This window comes from Bradyrhizobium sp. USDA 3315 (assembly GCF_054056795.1).
The window spans coordinates 8,852,274-8,869,374 of record NZ_JBSRYP010000001.1; the positions used below are offsets into that span (position 1 = coordinate 8,852,274).

At 65.3% G+C, this 17,101-nt stretch carries 13 protein-coding genes; 3 read left to right on the forward strand and 10 right to left on the reverse strand.

The genetic code is table 11. From position 1 onward, the window contains the following. Nucleotides 1-780, forward strand: coding sequence for an alpha/beta fold hydrolase (locus ACVIYL_RS41350; RefSeq protein WP_456781306.1), 780 nt, complete (start codon nucleotides 1-3; stop codon nucleotides 778-780). 240 nt (nucleotides 781-1,020) lie between these two features. Here ACVIYL_RS41350 and ACVIYL_RS41355 read toward each other — a convergent pair whose 3' ends face one another. The 7 genes from ACVIYL_RS41355 to ACVIYL_RS41385 all read right to left on the reverse strand — a co-directional run bounded on the left by ACVIYL_RS41355 (nucleotide 1,021) and on the right by ACVIYL_RS41385 (nucleotide 8,304). Continuing rightward, the gene (locus ACVIYL_RS41355; RefSeq protein ID WP_456781307.1) at nucleotides 1,021-1,338 is read right to left on the reverse strand and encodes a DoxX family protein; all 318 of its coding nucleotides are present in this window, start codon (nucleotides 1,336-1,338) and stop codon (nucleotides 1,021-1,023) included. Between the two features lie 3 nt (nucleotides 1,339-1,341). Next, nucleotides 1,342-2,232, reverse strand: a complete 891-nt coding sequence (locus ACVIYL_RS41360; RefSeq protein WP_456781308.1) for an NAD-dependent epimerase/dehydratase family protein — start codon at nucleotides 2,230-2,232, stop codon at nucleotides 1,342-1,344. A gap of 100 nt (nucleotides 2,233-2,332) precedes the next feature. Further along, nucleotides 2,333-3,241, reverse strand: a complete 909-nt coding sequence (locus tag ACVIYL_RS41365; RefSeq protein WP_456781309.1) for a LysR family transcriptional regulator — start codon at nucleotides 3,239-3,241, stop codon at nucleotides 2,333-2,335. Between the two features lie 381 nt (nucleotides 3,242-3,622). Further along, entirely contained in the window at nucleotides 3,623-4,657 is a 1,035-nt protein-coding gene (locus ACVIYL_RS41370) for a S1C family serine protease (RefSeq protein ID WP_456781310.1), read from the reverse strand. A gap of 236 nt (nucleotides 4,658-4,893) precedes the next feature. Beyond that, complete coding sequence (locus ACVIYL_RS41375; protein ID WP_456781311.1) at nucleotides 4,894-5,343, reverse strand: hypothetical protein; 450 nt, start codon at nucleotides 5,341-5,343, stop codon at nucleotides 4,894-4,896. A gap of 17 nt (nucleotides 5,344-5,360) precedes the next feature. After that, complete coding sequence (locus tag ACVIYL_RS41380) at nucleotides 5,361-6,962, reverse strand: GMC family oxidoreductase (protein WP_456781312.1); 1,602 nt, start codon at nucleotides 6,960-6,962, stop codon at nucleotides 5,361-5,363. Nucleotides 6,963-7,080: 118 nt separating this feature from the next. Further along, the gene (locus ACVIYL_RS41385) at nucleotides 7,081-8,304 is read right to left on the reverse strand and encodes a cytochrome P450 (protein ID WP_456781313.1); all 1,224 of its coding nucleotides are present in this window, start codon (nucleotides 8,302-8,304) and stop codon (nucleotides 7,081-7,083) included. A gap of 235 nt (nucleotides 8,305-8,539) precedes the next feature. On the opposite strand from ACVIYL_RS41385, the gene ACVIYL_RS41390 reads away from it, so the two are divergent. Beyond that, complete coding sequence (locus ACVIYL_RS41390) at nucleotides 8,540-10,174, forward strand: flavin-containing monooxygenase (protein WP_456781314.1); 1,635 nt, start codon at nucleotides 8,540-8,542, stop codon at nucleotides 10,172-10,174. 288 nt (nucleotides 10,175-10,462) lie between these two features. Here the strand turns inward: ACVIYL_RS41390 and ACVIYL_RS41395 are convergent, their stop codons facing one another. Continuing rightward, a complete protein-coding gene (locus tag ACVIYL_RS41395; RefSeq protein WP_456781315.1) occupies nucleotides 10,463-13,765 on the reverse strand; it encodes a carboxyl transferase domain-containing protein in 3,303 nt (1,100 codons plus the stop codon). A 139-nt stretch (nucleotides 13,766-13,904) separates the two neighbouring features. Here ACVIYL_RS41395 and ACVIYL_RS41400 point away from each other — a divergent pair, with 139 nt between their 5' ends. Continuing rightward, the gene (locus ACVIYL_RS41400) at nucleotides 13,905-15,068 is read left to right on the forward strand and encodes an IS4 family transposase (RefSeq protein WP_057015126.1); all 1,164 of its coding nucleotides are present in this window, start codon (nucleotides 13,905-13,907) and stop codon (nucleotides 15,066-15,068) included. 194 nt (nucleotides 15,069-15,262) lie between these two features. On the opposite strand, the gene ACVIYL_RS41405 is transcribed toward ACVIYL_RS41400, so the two are convergent. Continuing rightward, entirely contained in the window at nucleotides 15,263-16,147 is an 885-nt protein-coding gene (locus ACVIYL_RS41405; RefSeq protein ID WP_456781316.1) for an ABC transporter permease, read from the reverse strand. Continuing rightward, entirely contained in the window at nucleotides 16,144-17,100 is a 957-nt protein-coding gene (locus ACVIYL_RS41410) for an ABC transporter permease (RefSeq protein ID WP_310881822.1), read from the reverse strand. Before ACVIYL_RS41410 ends, ACVIYL_RS41405 begins: the two co-directional genes overlap by 4 nt. Nucleotide 17,101 lies beyond the last annotated feature (1 nt).

Here is a 17,101-nt window from a genome sequence, read left to right on the forward strand (position 1 = left end):
ATGCAGCTTTCCGTGAACGGATCAGACACCTTCATCGCGACCGGCGGCAGGCCGTTCGATCCGTCGCTGCCGGCGGTGGTGATGATCCACGGCGCCGGCTTCGATTCCTCGACCTGGGCGCTGCACAGCCGCTGGTTCGCCCATCATGGCTATTCCGTGCTGGCGCCGGACCTGCCCGGCCATGGCCGCTCCGCCGGCAAGCCGTTCCCGACCATCGCCGAGATGGCCGACTGGATCGCGGCGCTGATCACGGCAGCCGGCGCGTCGAAAGCGCGGCTGATCGGCCATTCGATGGGCTCGCTGATCGCGATCGAGACCTCGGCGCGGCATCCCGAGAAGGTCTCCGGCCTCGCGCTGATCGGCACCGCCGCGACCATGACGGTTGGCCCCGATCTCCTGAAGGCCGCCGAAGCCAATGACGTCGCGGCGATCGACATGGTCTCGATCTGGGGCCTCGGCTTCAAGGCCGAGCTCGGCGGCAGCCTCGCGCCCGGCCTGTGGATGCACCAGGGCGCGCAGCGGGTGCTGCAGGAGGCGAAGCCGGGCGTGCTGTACAACGACCTCAACGCCTGCAACGCCTACCAGAACGCGCTCACGGCTGCTGCCGCGGTCAAGGTGCCCGCGACCTTCATCCTCGGCGAACGTGACATGATGACCCCGGCCAAGGCCGGCAAGACACTCGCCGCCGCGACGCCGAATGCCCGCACCGTGGTGCTGCCAGGTGCCGGCCACATGATGATGGTCGAGCAGCCCGACGAGCTGCTGGCAGCGCTGCAGTAGCGCTCGAGACCCCTCAGCCGGCTCCGGTGCTTTCGCATTCGAAGTGCCTTTGCCGCCGCCACTGCCGGTGACGTTGGCGAACCTCCCTCGAAGGCGAGCGGCCCCAAAATATCGAAAACAACCCCATGCAAAGTAGCCGGGGGCCGCCGGCCCTCGGACAAGCAACTTGACACGTCGGGCAACTCAGCGATATCTTCTATTATTCCGAATTTCCGCGAACGCGCCGGAGCCACCGATCTTTCAGGAAATCCGGCTCGCCATCAGGAGCAAGGCAGCGAAGCAACCGATCGGTACGAGATGGGAAAACTCCCGATGTCGCAGGATGGTCAAAGCTGCCGCTGCGAGAATGACCGCGCAGAGGGTCAAGCCGGCTGCACGGGTTGCCGGTAGTGTGACTAGGATTGCGGCCGATATCTCCAATCCGCCGGTGACCCGGCACCACCACGCGGGATACCCCCATCGAACAAAGTTGCTCCGCGTCGTCGACGTCGCGATCGCATTGAACAAACCTGCACTGGCGAAGGCAGCGGCAAGCAGCCTGATGAATATCGTGTGCATGACCTAAGCGACCGCCAACACATAAGCGCGCAACTCGTCGATGATCGATCGCCGCGAAGGATTCCAGCCGAGTTCGCGCTTCGCTTTCTCGCCCGAGATGATCTGATCGGAGGCGATCGCATCGGCGAAACCCCAGAGGACCTTGCGCGCCTCTTCGAGCGGCCATGCCGCCACTCGGCCCCCGGCACCGCCCAACTCGCTCGCTGCGCGTGCGATCTCGACGAGCCGCGGCGCCGAACCGTGCGCGCCATTGAAGACGGATCCCGCCGGTGCCTGCTCGAGCGCGAGCGCATAGAGATCGGCCAGATCGTCGGCATGCACGGTCGACCAGCGATTTTGACCGTCACCGACATGAAGTGCCGCACCATGTTCCTTGGCCGATGCGACCATCATCATCGCGGCGCCGCCCCAGTTGCCATACACCCAGGCAGGCCGGATAACGACCGGATGGACGCCCCCGGCTTCGGCCGCGAGGATCTCGCGTTCCAGCGCCTGGCGCCAGCGGACCATCTCGACCGGGTTCAGTGGAGTGTGCTCGGTCACTGACGTGTCACCCGTGGAGCCGTAGACCAGGCTGCCACTGGTATAGATGAAGCGCTGACCCGTTCCGCGCTGGGCTTCGAGGATCGCACGCGTCGCAATCTCATCGAGAGACGCAGCGTTCTGATCGTTGGGCGAAGCGGCATGGACGACGGCGTCCACGCCCCGTACCGCCGAGGCCAAGCTCACCGGGTCGGCAAGCTCACCTGTCTCCGCCACGAAGCCTCGGTCGAGCAGCTTGGCCGCGCTCGCTTCCGACCGGGCGAGTCCCACGACTTCATGACCTCCCTCTTTCAATCGGTGCGCTACCGCACCGCCGATCAAGCCGGTCGCGCCTGTTACCAAAACTCGCATGTCGATCACCCTTCAATTTCGGTGAATTCAACAAAGCGGAACGGCAATGCGGATGGAAATCGCGAGTTCTGATGTGGCGCTATCGATCGCGCCGATGGCGTCAAGCTGAGGCGGCGATTTTGGTGATGATGCCGCGCAGCCAGGCAATAGCCCCATGCGTATCCGCCCGCCGGTGCCACATCAGGTGGAGTGGCCAGGTGGGCAGTTCGAGCGGCGGATCATAAATCGCTATACCTGCTCCGGTACCAGCGAACCTTCGTGCGACCCGGGAGGCCAGCGTCGCGACGAGGTCGGTCCCGGCGATCACGAAGGGGGCGGCCAGGAATTGTGGCAGGCTCAGCACGACGCGTCGTTCGAGGCCGAGATCGGCAAGCCTCAGATCGACGATCCCGGAGCGGTCGCCTTCCGGAGAGACCAGAAGATGCGGCGCCGCTGCGAAAGCCTTGAGGCTTGGACCATCCGCGAACGCCGGGTGTCCCTCCCGCACGACGCAGGCGAAACTCTCAAAAAAAAGCGGGCTGCTGATAATGCGCGCCGACGTCTCGACGGGGAAACCGATCGCCAGATTCGCCTCGCCGCTGTCGAGCAGCGTGATGGCTTCGTCTCGTCCGAACATCCCGCAGACCCGCACGTTGATGTGTGGGGCATCGATGCTGAGGCGGGCCATGAGCGGCGGCAACAAGACGAACGCCGCATAGTCGCTCATCGCGAGCGTGACGGTATTGTCGGCCGTCGCGGGGTCGAAGCTATCGGCCTGTAGCGCGCTCCGGAGAAGCCGGAGCGCATCCGAGACGGGACCAGCAAGGTCATGGGCGCGGGGCGTTGGCTGCATGCCTGAAGGCGTTCGCACGAAGAGCTCGTCCCCAAGAAGCTCTCGCAAGCGCGTGAGCGCGCCGCTCATCGCCGACTGGCTGAGGCCGATCCGCGATCCGGCGCGCGTCACGTGGCGCTCCGCGTACAGCGCATCAAAGGCCTTCATCAAGTTGAGGTCGAAGCCGGCTATATCCATGTGGCCGACCATAAGGGAATGCGCCGAACGGGGATAGCGGCCGTACGTCAAGCGCACGCCGGTCGAGGGCCCCCCGGTTGGGCTGGACCCGATCCGTCGAGGATGGCGTTACGGCAAGTCATCCACCGCTTGGCAGTCCGCGCTCACCCACAAGCGGACGCCGCTTAGGAGGTCTGTCTTTTCAAAAGGCATTCCACTCAGATTAGAGACGACACGGCCACCCTTCTCCCCTTGTGGGAGAAGGTGGCGCGAAGCGTTGGATGAGGGGTTCTGTCGACATATGAGATCGTGGAGAGAAACCCCTCACCCCCGCTTCGCTGCGCGAAGCGACCCTATCCCACAAGGGGAGAGGGTGCAGTTCGCACGCGGATAGGGTAACCCTCACTGCTTCGCCGGCCTCCGCTCGATCGGATGGATGTCGATCGCGCGCAGGCGGCCGAGGCGGAGCACGTCCATCGACAGGCTCCGGTCGATCCGGCTGTGATCGAGCGCGCGGATCAGGTCGTCGACACCGTTGATCTCGATGCCGTCGAGCCTGATCACGACGTCGCCGGGCAACAGGCTGGCACGCGCGGCCGGGCTGTCCGGTTCGATCTGCATCAAGAGCGCGCCCATCTTGTTCTCGACACCGGCCAGCACCGCGTGCCGCCGCGGCACGGGCGCGGTTTGCCCCGCGACGCCGATATAGGCGCGGCGGACATAGCCGTGGCGGATGATCTCCGACAGCACGAACTGCGCGGTGTTGCTGGCGACCGCAAAGCAGATGCCCTGCGCGCCGTTGATGATCGCGGTGTTGATGCCGATCACCTCGCCCTTCGACGACACCAGCGGCCCGCCGGAATTGCCGGGATTGAGCGCGGCATCGGTCTGGATCACGTCCTCGATGGTGCGCCCGCTGACCGAGCGGATCGAACGTCCGAGCGCGGACACCACGCCGGCAGTCACCGTCGATTCGAAGCCGAGCGGATTGCCGATCGCGACCACGAGCTGGCCGCGCCGCAGCGTCTTGGAGTTGCCGAGCGACGCGTAAGGCAGATCGCGCGCGCCATCGGCCCGCAGCAGCGCGAGATCGGTGTCAGGATCGACGCCGAGCACATGCGCGTCGGTGACGAAGCCCTCGGTGTCGCGCAGGCGGATCTCCTTCGACGATCCGACCACATGGCTGTTGGTCAGCACGAACCCGTCGGGCGAGATCACGATGCCCGAGCCGAGCCCGCCGCGCTCGCGCGCATTGCGCACTTTCGGCCCGGTTTCGACCCGGACCACGGCGGGCCCGACGCGGTCGGTGACGTCGATCACGGCATTCGAATAGGCATCCAGCAAGGCCCGGTCATCGACCTGGGTTGCGACTTGGGCAGCATCGGCCGTCGCCGCTGACGGCGTGTCACCGGCGGTATCTGAGGTAAAATCCAGCATGGCGAGAGTCCTTTGGTCTCCTCAGATGGTGACCGGCTTCCCGCGCCGCAAGTGGTTACGCCCTGCACCTGCCCGGATGGCTAGGGCTGCGTCTCTGACGCGCGATTGACTCAGTGTCATTCCGGGGCTCGCGAAGCGAGAACCCGGAATCTCGATGCACGACCTCTGGATTCCGGGTTCGCGACTTCGTCGCGCCCCGGAATGACGGAATGGACTGTCAAGTCACGGACACAACGCTAGGGCGCCCGCCGCAACGTGCCGCCGCGCGCCCTGACCGGATCGAGCAGCGACCAGTCGCCCTCCGGCAGCACATGACCCTTGGGGAAAGGCGCGCGCAGCTCGAGACCGAGCGAGCGCAGCACGCGGTCGTCGCGGTAGTAGCATTGCAGCACCACGCGGACGAGCGTCGCCGCGGCCGCACCGCCGTGGCTACGAAACTCCCGCGCCACCGCATCGCGCCCGGCATCGTCGAGCTCGGCGAGCGGCTTGCCCGCGAGCTTGGCCAGATGATCCAGCGCCTGAGCGACCAGCGCGGTGTCGCGGCCGAGCGTCGCCAGCATGTCGGCCTGGATCGCGGCATCGTCCGCACCCGGCACCTTGTACTCGTCACTGGCGGGAACGATCATCGCGGCGACGGTGCGCAGATCGGCGCGCTGGGCTGCAGTCAGTTCTTTTGCATCGGACATGTCGGTCTCTGGCGGTCTCAGTCGAACAGGTTGGCGAGGCGCCGCTTCATCTGATCGGCGATGTAGAGCGCGAGGGCCTGGATGGTGGAGGTCGGGTTCACGCCGCCCGAGGTGACGAAGATGCTGCCGTCGACGATGAAGAGGTTCTTCACGTCGTGCGAGCGGCCCCATTCGTTGACCACGGAGCGCGCCGGATCGGTGCCCATCCGCGCGGTGCCGAGCAGATGCCAGCCGCCCCACGGGATCGGATCGTTGATGCAGATGTCGGTGGCGCCGGCGGCCTCGAGAATCTCCCGGCCGCGCGCCAGCCCGTGATCCATCATCTTCCGGCTGTTCGCGCTGATCGTGTAGTCGATCTTCGGCGCGGGGATGCCGTGGCTGTCCTTCAACACGGGATCGAGCGTGACGCGGTTGTGCTCCTCCGGCAGATCCTCGCAGATCGCCGATACCGCGAGACGATGGCCGTTGAGCTTGCGGAACACGCGGTGATGATCCTTGCCCCAGGGCAGGATGCCCTTCTGCTCGCTCGCGACCGCCTCGAACACCGGCCCGGCGCCGCGGCCGAACTGGATGCCGTAGCCGCGGACGAAGCCGCGCGACAGATCGGTGTCGTAGAACTCCTTGCTCCACAGGCAGGTCGGCGGCGCGCGGTTGCTGTCGGTCGGCTCCTTCACGAAGCCGTAGATCTGCGCGTAGGGGTGGAACATCAGGTTCTTGCCGACCAGGCCCGACGAGTTGGCAAGGCCATTCGGGAATTTGCCTGACGCCGAATTGAGCAGCAGCCGCGGCGTGCCGACGCCGTTGCAGGCGATGATGACGACTTCGGCCGGCTGAAACTGCTCGACGCCGTCCTTGTCGTAATAGACGACGCCGGAGGCCATGCCGTGCTCGTTGGTCAGGATCTCGCGCACCCGGCAATGGGTCTTCAGCTCAACCTCGGCGCGGACCGCGTGCGGCCAGTAGGTGATGTCGGTCGAGGCCTTGGCACCCTGCGCGCAGGCCGGCGTGCAGTGGCCGAGATTGATGCAGCGCGCCCTGCCCTCGTAATCCATCGTCGCCACGGTCGTGTCCGACGGCCACCAGTGCCAGCCGAGCTTGTTCATGGCGTTGCCGATCAGCGGGCCCGACAGGCCGAGCGGCTGCTGCGGCATCGGCGGATGGCTCAGCGGCGACAGCGGATCACCCGACAGGCCCGAGACGCCCATCATCCGATCGTTCTCCTCGAAGAACGGGGTGAGCGCGTCGTAGTCGATCGGCCAGTCATCGGCGACGCCGTCCAGCGTCTTCACCTTGAAGTCGGACGGATGCAGCCGCGGCCAGTGCGCGGTGTACATCACCGTCGAGCCGCCGACGGCGTTGAAGTTGACGACCTTGATCGGCGAATTGTCGTCGTTGATCGGATAGTCCTCAGGCCGCTTGCGGACGTTCGGGCTGGACGACCACTCGCCGTAGAACTTCGCCTCCCAGTCGCGCCCGGTGCTCGGATATTCGGCCGGATTCATCCAGCCGCCCTGATCGAGGCAGAGGATATGCATCCTGGTATCGGCGAGGCTCCAGGCCACCGCGGCGCCGGACGCGCCCGCGCCGATGATCAGGACGTCAACGGGATTGTTCTTCATTCTTGTTCCTTGATCTCAGATGACCCCGTCATTCCGGGATGGTCCGAAGGACCAGACCCGGAATCTCGAGATTCCGGATTCGATGCTCCGCATCGCTCCGGAATGACAACCCACAACTTCAATTGACGATTCTCACCGGCAAGCTTCGTATACCGCGGATGAAATTGGAATAGAGCCTTTGCGGCGGGCCCATCAGCTCAAAACGCAGATCGCGCGCCAGAACCTCCTCCCAGAGGATGCGCAGCTGCTGCTCGGCGAGGCGATCGCCGACGCAGCGGTGGACGCCGGCGCCGAAGGCGAGATGCTGGCGCGGCTTGGCGCGGTCGATGATGAATTCATCGGCACGCTCGATCTTGTCCTCGTCGCGGTTGCCGGAGATGTACCACATCACGACCTTGTCGCCCTTCTTGATCCGGCGGCCGGCAAGCTCGACGTCGTTGCGTGCAGTGCGGCGCATGTGCAGCACCGGCGTGTGGTAGCGGATGGTCTCGGAGACCAGGTTCGGGATCAGCTCCGGCCTCGCGCGGACCAGCTCGAACTGCTCCGGGTTCTCGCACAGCGCCATCAACCCGGCCGACATCGAGTTGCGCGTGGTGTCGTTGCCGCCGACGATCAACAGCCCGATCGTGCCGATGAACTCGCGCGGCTCCAGATTCCGCGTCGCGTCCGAATGCGCCAGCATCGAGATCAAATCGAAGGTCGGCGGCGCATCGACCCGCGCGTCCCACAGCTTGCGGAAATATTCTCCCATCTTGACCAGTTCGGCGGTGCGTTCAGCCTCCGAACGCACCACCGCGTCGGGGGATTCGACGTTGGCGATCGCGACATCCGACCACCAGGTCAGCTTGGCGCGGTCTTCAGGGGGGAAATCGAACAGCGTCGCCAGCATCATGTTGGTGAGGTCGACCGAGACCCGCTCGGCCCAGTCGAAGGTCTCGTTGCGCGGCAGCGCATCGAGCACGGCTGAGGTGCGCTTGCGGATCAGGGCGTCGAAATTGGCGAGGTTCGACGGCGCCACGATCGGCGCCACCGTGCGGCGCTGCGCGGTGTGGCCGGGCGGATCCATGCGGATGAAGCTCGGCCGCTCCTGCCCCTTCGGCTGGTCAGCGACCTGGATACCGCCAAGCTCGGAGGCCGACGAATAGTTCTGGTGATCCAGCTCGACCGCGAAGATGTCGTCGTAGCGCGTCACCGACCAGTAGGGGCCGTAGGCCGACGCCTCGCAATAATGCACGGGATCGTCGCGGCGGAGTTGCGCGAACAGCGGCCGCCAGGTGTCATCCTGGTAAAGCCGGGGATTGCTGACGTCTGTCGACGTCGGCCTGCGCAGCGCCTCTCCCATCGCTTCACTCCCGTTAGGTTCCGTCGCCGCTTGGCGGGCGATCGTCGTGTCGGGCCGACGATAAAGGGAATCCCGCGGCCGAGTAAAGCCGCGGGGCGGACAGTCCGCCGCGCGGAATGCGCGCGGACCGACGCACCCGGCAAATCCCGATAGCTGCCCCGCTCCGCGATGTTTGTCGGCAGCAGGAAGACCGGTTAGCCTTGCCGGCAATCAATCCATCGGGAAGCAACGACAGGTGGCCGAATTGCGCCAGGACAACACCGCCCAGACGGCTGCGCTGGACTACGACGTCATCATCATCGGCGCCGGCCTGTCCGGCATGTACCAGCTCTACCGGCTGCGCGAGCTTGGTCTCAGCGCGCGCGTGTTCGAGGCCGGCACCGGCGTCGGCGGCACCTGGTACTGGAACCGCTATCCCGGCGCGCGTTTCGATTCCGAGAGCTATTCCTACGGCTACTCGTTCTCGAAGGAGCTGCTCGAGGAATGGGAGTGGTCGGAGCATTTCGCCGGCCAGCCCGAGACCTTGCGCTACTGCAACTATGTCGCCGACAAGTTCGACCTGCGCCGCGACATCCAGTTCGAGAGCCGCGTCGCGTCCGCGATGTACCAGGACGACACGCGAAGCTGGCAGGTCACACTCGAAAGTGGCGCGCAGCACTCCTGCCGCTTCCTGATCACCGCGATCGGCCCGTTGTCGACGCCGACCCTGCCGCGCATCGAGGGCCGCGACGATTTCAGGGGCCAATCGTTCCACACCGCGCGCTGGCCGAAGGAAAAGGTGGATTTCACCGGCAAGCGCGTCGCCGTGATCGGCACCGGCGCGACCGGCATCCAGACCATCCAGACCATCGCCGGCGAGGTCGGGCACCTCACCGTGTTCCAGCGCACCGCCAACTGGGCGGCGCCGCTGCACAACGGCAAGATCGACGCCGAGACGCAAGCCAGGATCAAGGCCGGCTATCCCGAGATCTTCGCGCGCTGCAAGGAGACCTTCGCCTGCTTCGTGCATACGCCCGATCCGCGCGGCGCGTTCGAGGTGAGCGAGGCGGAGCGCGAGGCGTTCTACGAGAAGCTCTATGGCGAGCGCGGGTTTGGCATCTGGCAAGGCAACTTCAAGGATATCCTGATCGACCGCGCGGCGAATGCGACGATCAGCGATTTCGTCGCGCGCAAGATCCGCGAGCGCGTGAAGAACCAGGCGGTCGCCGAGATGCTGATCCCGAAGAACCACGGCTTCGGCACGCGGCGGCTGCCGCTCGAGACCTTCTACTACGAGGTCTACAATCGCGACAATGTCGAGCTGGTCGACATCAAGGAGACGCCGATCGAGCGGATCACGCCCGAGGGCATCCGGACGACCGACAAGGACTACGCCTTCGACATCATCATCTACGCCACCGGCTTCGATGCCATCACCGGCAGCTTCGACAAGATCGATTTCCGCGGCGCGCACGGTGCGCGGCTGAGGGAGAAATGGACGCACGGCCCCGAGACCTATCTCGGGCTGATGGTCGACGGCTTCCCCAACATGATGATGCTGATGGGCCCGCACACCGCGCTCGGCAACATCCCGCGCAGCATCGAATACAGCGTGGATTGGGTCACCGGGCTGATCCGCTTTGCGCAGGAGAGAGACCTGACCTTCCTCGATGCCACGCCCGAAGGCACCGCCGACTGGACCGAGCATGTCAAGGCGCTCGGCGTCGGCCTGCTCTCCAACGAGGTCGATTCCTGGATGACCGGCATCAACCGCAACGTCGAGGGCAAGCAAACCCGCATCGTCGCCCGCTACAGCGGCAGCGCCCCGGCATATCGCGCGCGATGCGACGAGGTGGCGGCGAAGGGGTATGCGGAGTTGCGGTTGGCGTAGTTCTCTCGGTCGTCCGGTCTAACTCTCTCGGTGACACCAGACGCCTGCGCCATCCACCACTGTCGTCCTGGCGAAAGCCGGGACCCATAACCACCGCATTCGGTGATGAACGGGATCGCTACCCCAGCGTCGCGCAACAACTATGATTTGGGGTAATGGGTCCCCTGGCTTTCGCCAGGACGACATCCCGTAGGATGGGTGGAGCGAAGCGATACCCATCATTTGCGCCGCGGATGGAGAATTGATGGGTTTCGCTTCGCTCTACCCATCCTACACATCCCGCTTTAGTTACCACGCATCGATACACGGCCGCTTGCGATGCGTGCGCGGCTCGACTTTCGGCACCGAGCGCAGGCCGGCCATGATCCAGTGCCTTGTGTCGGCGGGATCGATCACCTCGTCGATCTCGAGCACCGAGGCGATCGAGACCGCCTTGCCGTTGGCGTAGAGCTCGGCGACCTTGGTCTGGAAATACTTCTCGCGCTCGACCGGATCCTCGATCGCCTCCATCTCCTTGCGGAAGCCGAGGCGGACATAGCCTTCGAGGCCCATGCCGCCGAACTCGCCGGTCGGCCACGCCACCGTGAAGAACGAGGCGTGGAAGCCGCCGCCGATCATCGATTGCGCCCCTAAGCCATAGCCCTTGCGCAGCACGACGCCGAACAGCGGCACCGTGATGCTGGCGCCGGTGACGAACATCCGCGCGACATGGCGCACGATCGCGGTCTTCTCTGCCTCGGGGCCGACCATGAAGCCCGGCGTGTCGCAGAGCGAGACGATTGGAATGTCGAAGGCGTCGCACAGCTGCATGAAGCGCGCGGCCTTGTCGCCGGCCGGCGCATCGATCGCGCCGCCGAGATGCTTCGGATTGTTGGCGATCAGGCCGAACGGCTTTCCCTCGATGCGGATGAAAGCCGTGATCATGCCGACGCCGAAATCGCGCCGGATCTCCAGCACCGAGCCCTCGTCGGCGATCAGGTCGATCACGTTGCGGACATCGTAGACCCGCAGGCGATTTTCCGGGATCGCGCGGCGCAACAGCCGCTGGTCCGGCGCCTTCCAGTCCTGCACCGCGCCCTGGAAGTAGGACAGATATTTCTGCGCCACCCTGGTCGCCTCGGCCTCATCCTCGACCAGGATGTCGATCACGCCGTTGGGCGACTGGAACGAGACCGGGCCGACCTCGGCCGGATGGTAGACGCCGAGCCCGCCGCCCTCGATCATCGCCGGACCGCCCATGCCGATCGAGGCATTTTTGGTGGCGATGATGACATCGCAGACGCCGAGCATCGCGGCGTTGCCGGCGAAGCAATAGCCGGAGACCACGCCGACCACGGGCACCAGCCCGGAGAGTTTTGCGAACTGCACGAAGGACGGGCCGTCGAGGCCGGTCATGCCGAGCCGGTCGGTATCGCCGGGACGGCCGCCGCCGCCCTCGGCGTAGAACACCAGCGGCATCCGCCACTGCTCGGCGAGGCCGAGCATGCGGTCGATCTTCTTGTGGTTCATGTGCCCTTGCGTGCCGGCGAGCACGGTGTAGTCGTAGGAGATCACCATGCAGCGCGCGCCGTCGGCGCCGAAATCCTTGGCGTTGACGGTGGCGACGCCTGATATCAGGCCGTCGGCCGGCGTGTTCTTGATGAGGTCCTCGACCTTGCGCCGGCGGCGCTGCGCCGCGATCGCCAGCGAGCCGTATTCGACGAACGAGCCCTCATCGACCAGCTGCGCGATGTTCTCGCGCGCGGTGCGCTGGTTGGTCTTGCGGCGGCGCTCGACCGAGGCCGGGCGGTTCTCGTCCAGCGTGATCGCCTTGCGCGCGATCAGTTCGGCGAGATCAGGCCGGATGTGATCGAGATCGATCGCGGCCTCCTCCGCAGCGTGATGGCCGTCGACCTCGGCAGGCTCAAAGAACAGGATCGGCTCGCCATGCATCAACGTGACGCCGATGCCGCCCGCGATCCTGGTCACCCGGCCGCCATGCGGTGCCGTGACGAGATGCTCCATCTTCATCGATTCCAGCACTGCGATCTGCTGGCCGGGACGGACCAGATCGCCCTCCGCGACCTCGATCGCCACGATGGTGCCCTGCAGCGGCGCGGGCACCGGGAGCGATCCCTCGGGAGGCGCCTCAGTCGCGACGGTCTTTGTCGCAGCCACCTCGCTCACTTCGAGCAAGGGTGCGGCCAGATCCTGCGCCGCGCCGACCAGCGCCGCCACATGGGTATCGATGAAGTTGGTGCTGATCTTGTTCCGCCCAAAACTCTGATGCGCCAGGATCGCGCCGAGGAACGGGATGTTGGTGGCGACGCCGCCGATCCGGAATTCACGCAAGGCGCGCGATGCCTTGTGCACCACGTCGGTCCATTTTGGGCTCGGCGAATGCACGATGACTTTTGCGAGCAGCGAGTCGAACGCGGCAGAGGTCCGGTAGCCGGAATAGCCGAACGTATCGACGCGAACGCCGGGGCCGGACGGCAGGTCGAACACACTGAGCGTGCCGCCGGTTGGCTTTGTGATGCCCTTCTCGTCCATCACCTCCATGTTGACGCGAAGCTGCATCGCATAGCCGCGCGGCAGCGGCACGGTGGCCTGCGCCAGCCCAAGCGAAGCGAGCGTGGCGCCGGCGGCGACCGCGAGCTGAGAACGCACGAGGTCGACGCCGAGCACCTCCTCGGTGACGGTGTGCTCGACCTGGAGCCGCGGATTGGCCTCGATGAATGCGAAGGCACCCTCACCTTCGCCGGCTTCGTCATCGACCAGGAATTCGAAGGTGCCGAGATTGTCGTAGCGCGCGGCGGTCGCGAGCTGCTTTGCCGCCTCGATGATGCGCGCGCGCATGCCATCACTCAGCGACGGGCTCGGCGCCACCTCGATGAGCTTCTGGTTGCGGCGCTGGATGGTGCATTCGCGCTCCCAGAGATGGCTGATGGCGCCGTAACGGTCGCCGATGATCTGCACCTCGATATGGCGGGCCTTGCGGATCAGCCGTTCGACATAAACGGCATCGCTGCCGAACGCCGCTTTGGCCTCCGACTGGCAGCGCGCATAGGCCTCGTCGAGCTTGGCGGCATCCTCGACCACGCGCATGCCGCGCCCGCCGCCGCCGGCGATCGCCTTGATCATCACGGCGGCGCCGGCGCCGAGCGAGCCGAAGAAGGCCTTTGCCTCGTCCAGACTGGTCGCGCCCGAAGTGCCAGCAATAATCGGGACGCCGCATTTCTTCGCCAGCGCCTTTGCCTTGGCCTTGTCGCCGAACAGATCGAGCGCCTCCGGCGACGGGCCGACGAAGGTGATCTTCTCCTCGGCACAGCGCCGCGCCAATTGCGTGTTCTCGCTGAGGAAGCCGTAGCCCGGATGCAGCGCGTCACAGCCTGCGGCCTTGGCCGCCGCAACCACCGCCTCAATGTCGAGATAGGCCCGCGCGCCGCGGCCTGGAATCTCGTGGCTCGCGTCGGCGGATCGGACATGCAGCGAGGCGGCATCGTCGGCGGGATAGATCGCGACGGTCGCGATGCCGCTGTCGGCAGCGGCGCGGGCAATCCGGATCGCGATCTCACCGCGGTTCGCAATCAGCAATTTCTTGAAGGACATGATCGGTTCCGTAAGTTTGCTTACCTCGCCCCGCTTGCGGCAGGGGTGTCCGGGGAATGATTCACTGTGTCGCGGTGCATGCTCGGCAGGACCGAGGCAAATCGGTCTTTTCTGGTTGTCGAGACACAGAGGGCCGAGCATGCGATATCGCGGTAGCATTTTTGGAAGGCTGCTTGAACCGATCAATCGACGGCAGTTTCAGACGGTTGTGGATCGTCTGGACGGGGATGCCTACGACAAGTCGTTCAGGAGCTGGGATCATCTGGTGGCGCTGATCTATGCCCAGCTTAGCGGCAACAGCAGTCTGCGCGGGGTGGTGACTGGCTTCAACGCCAATTCGCAGCATCACTATCACTTGGGAACCGGCAAGCTGTCGCGCTCGACGTTGTCCGATGCCAATGCCCGCCGTCCGATCGGCATTTTCGCGCAAACCTTTGCGGCGCTGTCGGCGATGGCGCGTCGCCAGCTGCGGAGTGAAGGCATGGAGATGGTGCGTCTGATCGACGCCAGTCCGATCCCGCTCGGCAAGGTCTGCAGTTGGGCGACGTGGAACGGCCGCATCCGCGGCATGAAGCTGCATGTCGTCTACGACCCAAGGAGCGATGTCCCGACCTGCGTCGAGATGACGGCCGCGAACGTCAATGACATCGAGATCGGCCGACAGACCCCAATCCAGCCCGCCACCACCTATGTGTTTGACAAGGGCTATTGCCGTTTCGACTGGTGGCAGAAGATCAATGATAGCAAGGCTTTCTTCGTTACCCGGGCGAAGACGAGCATCCGTCTTCGCTCGCTCAGGCATCGCGCCATCCGCAAGCGTAACGGGGATGGCTTCGAAATCCTTGCCGATGACGAGGTGAAGCTCACCAGCAAGGGCGATTCGCGCCTTCCAATCCCGCTCCGCCGCATCAAGATCAGACGCGAGAAAGGCGGCAAGATCACACTCCTGACCAACGACCTTGCCCGTAGCGCCGTCGAGATCGCCGCCCTCTACAAGAGCCGATGGCAAATCGAGCTGCTGTTCCGCTGGATCAAGCAGCATCTCGATATTCGCAAGTTCCTCGGCGCCAACGACAACGCGATCCGCCTTCAGGTGCTCGCTGCGATGATTGCCTACCTGCTGCTGCGCATCGCCGCTCACACCAACTGCATCAAAATGCTCCCGCTCAGGTTCGCCGAACTCGTCGGCCAGCTCCTGCTCACGCGTCGATCCCTCGCTGCCATCGACAAACCTCCGCCCATCAACCCCAGCCGTCGGAAATCAACCATCTCACCTGACCAGATGGAGCTCCGCTATGCCTGAATTTCCCCGGACACCCCTGCTTGCGGGGAGAGGTCGAAATTTGCGCGCAGCGCGAATTTCGGGTGAGGGGGACTCTCCGCGAACTCGCCTGCGGAGACTCCCCCTCACCCGAAGCCTACGCTTCGCTTCGGCTTCGACCTCTCCCCGCAAGCGGGGCGAGATGAAGAGCGCGCGGCAACCCGTACACATTTGCACTAGCGATCCTTCATGGTCGGATCGAGCACGACACGCAAGGACTCCCCGAGCGCATTGAACGCCAGGGAGACGACGAGAATGGCAAGGCCCGGCGCATACATCTGCTCCGGGGCGATTTCCATGTATTGATAGGCGCGCGCCAGCATCGCGCCCCAGCTCGGGTCCGGCGGCTGGATGCCGAGGCCGAGGAACGACAGGCTGGCTTCGGCCAAGAGGGCAGCGGCAAGCAACAGCGTCACCTGCACGATGACCGGCTGCAGCGTGTTCGGCAACACGTGCCGCCACAGCACATGCCATGTCGGCGCGCCGAAGCCCCTGGAGGCGTCGACATAAAGCTCCTGCCGCACGATCAGCGTGCGGGCGCGGACGATGCGCGCCAGCGCCGGAAACATCGTGATGCCGACCGCGATCATGCCGTTGGTGAGCCCGATGCCGAGCGCGCCGGTGACGGCGATCGCCAGCACGATGGCGGGAAACGACAGGAAGGTGTCGATGATGCGGCTGATGATGTCGTCGATCCAGCCGCTGAAATAGCCGGCGATCAGGCCGACCGGTAGCCCGATCAGGACCGCGACGCCGACCGCAAGCAGGCTGGCGTAGACGGTGGCCGGTGCGCCGTAGATCAAACGCGAGAAGATGTCGCGGCCGAGATCGTCGGTGCCGAGCAGATGGGCCGGCCCCGGCGGCGCCAGCATGTTGTTGACGTCCTGCGCGGTCGGCGCATAGGGCGCGATCCAGGGCGCACCGATTGCGACGACGACGAGCACCACGAGCACCAGGATCGACAGCGCGGCGCGGAGGTCGCCGGCGAGCCAGCGCGCAAAGCGCCGCAGCCGCGTCGGCCGCGCCGGTGCCTTCAGGGGTGCAAGCGCCACCCCGGTCATTGCTCGATCCTCGGATCGACCGCGGCGCAGAGCAAATCGGTGATCAGATTCACCGCGATCACAACCACCACCATGGTGAAGACGACGCCCTGCACGATCGGGAAATCGCGCTGGATCGCGCCGCGCACGATCAGGCTGCCCAGGCCGGGAATGGCGAACACCGCCTCGGTCACCACGGTCGCCGCCAGCATGCGGTTGACCAAAAGGCTGATGATGGTGAGCAGATTGACGCCGACATTCTTCAGGCCGTGCTGCCAGAGGATGCGGGACATCGACAGCCCCTTGGCATGCAGGGTGCGGACATATTGCGACGACAGCACCTCCAGCAGCGCGCCGCGCAGCTGGCGCGCGACCTCGGCCATGCCGTAAGCCGCGATCGCGATGCCCGGCAGCAGCGCATGCCTGATCGCATCGACCGGCGAGACGCTGAAGGATTTTGCACCGGTCGCCGGCAGCCAGTTCAGCTTCAGCGAGAATTCCGCCACCAGGATCATCGCGAGCCAGAAGCCGGGCACCGCGACGCCGAGCGACGCCAGCATGCTGATCAGCTTGTCGATCCAGCCGTTCGGCTTGATCGCGGCCATCACGCCCATCGGGATGCCCGTGACCAGCGCCAGCGCCAGCGCGATCACGACGATCAGCAGCGTGTTCGGAAACGCGCGCCCGATCGAGTCCGCGACCTTCTCGCCGGTCAATAGCGATTGCGAGAGATCGCCTTGCGCGACATTGCCGAGCCAGGCGCCATATTGCACCAGGAACGGGCGGTCGAGGCCGTAGATCTTCCTGATCTCGGTGATCCGTGCGTCGGTCGCGTTGTCGCCCGCCAGCGTCACGGCGATGTCGCCGGGCACCAGCTTGAGTAGCGCGAACACCATGAAGGTCGCGAGCAGGATCACCGGCAGCGCCTGCACGAGGCGGCTGCCGACGACCTTGACCGGTGACCGCCGCGCCATC